Origin of the sequence: Allocoleopsis sp. (assembly GCF_036703385.1) — a bacterium.
Classification (GTDB): domain Bacteria; phylum Cyanobacteriota; class Cyanobacteriia; order Cyanobacteriales; family Coleofasciculaceae; genus Allocoleopsis.
The window spans coordinates 1-4,151 of the sequence record NZ_DATNPA010000607.1; the positions used below are offsets into that span (position 1 = coordinate 1).

Consider the following 4,151-nt stretch of genomic DNA (forward strand, 5'->3'; position numbering starts at 1 on the left):
ATGACGGCATGGTGATTTTGTGGAATTTGAATCTAGATAGCCTAATAGAACTCGGTTGTAGTTGGGTGCGCGATTACCTGCGAAACAACCTCAATGTGAGTGAGGGCGACAAGCATCTGTGCGATCGCATTTGCACCAAGCAATAAGTTTACAAGCCTACTATTCCTATGACTACTTTTACTGTAAACTTCAACCCCATCATTGAACTCACCGACGAGCAATTTTACCAACTCTGTCGAGCCAATCCTAATGTTAAATTTGAACGCAACGCTCAGGGAGAACTCATTATTATGCCACCCACAGGGGGAGAAACCGGGAATCGTAACGTTGAAATCGCCGCTGACTTTGTGATTTGGAACCGACAAACAAAGTTAGGTAAAGTCTTTGATTCCTCAACCTGTTTCAAACTTCCCAATGGTGCAGACCGTTCCCCTGATGTTTCCTGGATTAAGCAAGAACGCTGGGATACTCTTACTCCAGAAGAAAAAGAAAAATTTCCTCCTATAGCTCCTGATTTCGTGTTAGAACTCATGTCGCCTACCGATACTTTAAAGGCGACACAAGAGAAAATGCAGGAATATATGAAAAACGAGGTAAAACTTGGCTGGTTAATTGACCCTAAAACTCGTCGAGTCGAAATTTATCGCCAAGGACAGGACGTTGAAGTGCTGCAATCTCCGACAACCTTATCAGGAGAAGATGTTTTACCTGGATTTGTACTCAATCTCGAACTTCTTTAGTGGATGTGTGAGCGATCGCACTTTTTGCACACAGACAAAGCACTCACCCCAAACGAAGCGCTCAGTTGCTCGGTTAACTTGGAAGAGAAGCGAATGGGTTAAGTATGTATAAAATATTAAGAATTTAATAAAATACTTGACAGATGTCGTTGTTTGAATAGTTATTCCTTATACGTTTGCGATCGCTTCACGCTGCCCCTTGGGGCAATTACCTTGGAGTCGGCTGATGAACTCATACCCTAACCCAGCCTATGAATATCAAGTGGGAGGAAGCCTACCCCATGACGCCCCCACCTATGTCGTGCGACAAGCCGATCACGAACTCTATCAAGGCTTGAAGGCAGGGGAATTCTGTTATGTACTCAACTCCCGACAGATGGGGAAATCCTCACTCCGGGTGCGGACGATGCAGCACCTTCAAGCTGAGGGAATTGCTTGTGCTGCGATCGATATTACCGCCATTGGTACTTCAGATATTACGCCAGAGCAATGGTATGCCGGTGTGATAGACAGCATTGTTAGCAGCCTTAATTTGTATGAAACGTTTGATTTAAATACTTGGTGGTTTGAGTGTGGATTACTGTCTTATATTCAACGACTGAGTAAGTTTATTGAAGACGTTTTGCTCCGATTAATTCCACAAGATATTGTTGTTTTTATTGACGAAATCGATAGTATACTGAGCTTGAATTTCAACCTTGATGACTTTTTAGCTCTTATCCGCGACTGCTATAACAAGCGGGCAGATAATCCAAATTACCGAAGACTAACCTTTGCCATCATCGGAGTAGCAACACCTTCAGATTTAATTCAGGATAAACGACGCACTCCCTTTAATATTGGTCGAGCCATTGAATTAACAGGTTTTCAGTTCCAGGAAGCCCAGCCCTTGGTTGTAGGGTTGGCGCAAAAAGTTAGCAATGCCCAAGAGGTTCTACAAGAAGTTTTGGCTTGGACAGGTGGGCAACCGTTTCTCACTCAGAAGATTTGTCAGTTAGTCGTTCAACAAGCAGAAATCCATCCCTCCCTACCCCTCTTAAAAAAAGAAGATAAATCCCAAGTTGCTGAGTGGGTAGAGGAGTTGGTGCAGAAACGGATTGTTGAGAATTGGGAAACGCAGGATGAGCCGGAGCATTTGAGGACGATACGCGATCGCATTCTTTACAGTAGCCAACACAAGCATCAACTACTACAGCTATATCAGCAAATTTTGACCTCCGCTATCCCCGGAACCATAAAAGACACTCTTCATATTCCCCCCTTAACAAGGGGGATTAGGGGGGTAAGCGAGGGTGGCGAAGACGGGGAGGTGAAAGCTACAAATGAGCCAGAACAAATCGAATTGCGGCTGACAGGGTTAGTGGTCAAGCAACAGGGTAAATTAAAAGTTTACAATCGTATCTATGCCGCTGTTTTTAATCAAAGTTGGGTTGCTGCCCAGTGTCCCTCACCTCCAACGTTAGACGAACCGGAGAGTCAAGTTAGTCTGAATTCTCCTGTTGAAACACACACTCGCATCCCAACTAAACCGAGAAGATTAGAACCAAGTTCTCCCCTGAGTCGGCAAGAGTCCCGTAACCGCCAGATTTTGCTCAACAAGGTGAGAAATTACTGGATTAAAGGCGTCCTGGAAACCTCATTGCATGGTAGGGCGCTCATTGAATTGGGCTTAGAAGAACGACTGGACGCTGTGGTTCGTCCTTGGAGTTTAGCGTGGGAGAGTAGCGATATGCGATCGCCTCTGGAACCGCACAAAACGCGATCGCATCCACTTCCCCCAGGCACTTGCCTCATCGATAAATTTGACGAAATCGGAGCGGGGCGAACACTGCTCATTATAGGGGAACCGGGCTCTGGCAAAACCATAACCCTGTTGGAACTCACTAAAGATTTGATCGAGCGGACGGAGTTAGACTTGACTCAGCCGATACCAGTAGTATTTAATCTCTCCTCTTGGAGTCGTCACAAGCTAGCTTTAGCCCAACAGAACTCTGCCACGTCCTTCGCGGATTGGCTCGTGCAAGAACTACATACTAAATATCAGGTGTCCCCAGAAATTGGTCACACTTGGGTGAAACAACAGCAACTGCTGCTGCTACTCGATGGGTTAGATGAAGTCAGTGCCAAGCATCGGCAAGGATGTGTTGATGCCATCAATCGCTTCAATCAGGATTATGGTCAGACTGAGATAGTGGTATGTAGTCGTATTAAGGACTATGAAGTCCTCTCGACGCGTTTGCGATTCCAAGCTGCTATCTATCTGCAACCGCTAACCTTAGAGCAAATTCATCATTACCTGATCGCGGCTGGAGCAAAACTGACAGCCCTCAGTACTGCCCTGCGTACCAATGCCACACTGCAAGAGTTAGCTCAGTCTCCCCTAATGCTCAGCATTATGACTCTTGCTTTCCAGGATGTTTCTCTTGAGGAGTTGCCTAGGCGCGATCGCGAAGAACTCTGCTCCTATCTATTTAATGCTTACACGGAACGGATGTTTGACCGTCGGGGGGCTAATCGTTTCTACTCGAAAGAGCAAGCTAAGCGGTGGCTGATTTGGCTAGCTACACGGATGGTTCAGGAATCGCAAACCGTGTTTTTAATTGAGCGGATGCAGCCGGATTCGTTGCTAACCCTGTATCAAAAATGGCTCTATGCGATCGGGCTGGGACTCATTGCTCTCTTTAGTAGTGGTATTAGTATTGGGTTAATTGTGGGGCTTCTGATTGGCTCATACTTGGGACTAATGGCTGGGTTAATGCTTGGGGTGAGTAGTGGAATAATTACCGGGATAATTTTTGGGTGGATTAGTAGTCAGATTAATCCAGTTGAAACCCTAAAGTGGTCATGGGTAAAAGCAAAAGATCATCTGAGTATTGGGCTAGGTTTTGGGTTAATTGTAGGATTTCTTGATGTGCTAACCAGTGTGCTGTTTTATAGCCTGATGGTTGAGCCGAGTATCGATCTGATAATTGAAAGTTTGATAATTGGACTGAGGACTGCACTGAGTGCTACTTTGATTTTTATCCTGTTGCGGGGATTAACAGGTTCCGGCATAGAAACGAGTACAGTACCTAATCAAGGTATTTGGCAGTCTACTAGATATGCGATCGCTTTGGCGATGATCAGCGCCTTGAGTCTAGCCGTGGGTTCTTGGTTAGTTGGTATCCCCATTCTTTGTGGAGTGATTATTGGGTTACTGTTTGGGCTAGTTGGAGCAGGAGAACCTTGGGTAAAACACTTCACGCTGCGTCTTATTCTGTACTCCAATGGCCATATACCTTGGAATTATGCGCATTTCCTCGACTATGCCACCCAGCTTATCTTTTTACAAAAAGTAGGCGGAGGCTATATTTTCATCCATCGCCTGCTTTTAGAGTATTTCGCTGGGTTGGCTCAAGAGCCAGCCCAGCG

The 4,151-nt window shown here is 45.6% G+C and carries 2 protein-coding genes; both read left to right on the forward strand.

Annotated elements, in window-relative coordinates; genetic code table 11:
* Positions 1-167: 167 nt before the first annotated feature.
* A complete protein-coding gene (locus V6C93_RS29050; protein ID WP_333480156.1) occupies positions 168-740 on the forward strand; it encodes a Uma2 family endonuclease in 573 nt (190 codons plus the stop codon).
* A 226-nt stretch (positions 741-966) separates the two neighbouring features.
* Positions 967-4,151, forward strand: a 3,185-nt coding sequence (locus V6C93_RS29055; protein WP_333480157.1) for an AAA-like domain-containing protein, incomplete at its 3' end; no start/stop codon positions are given.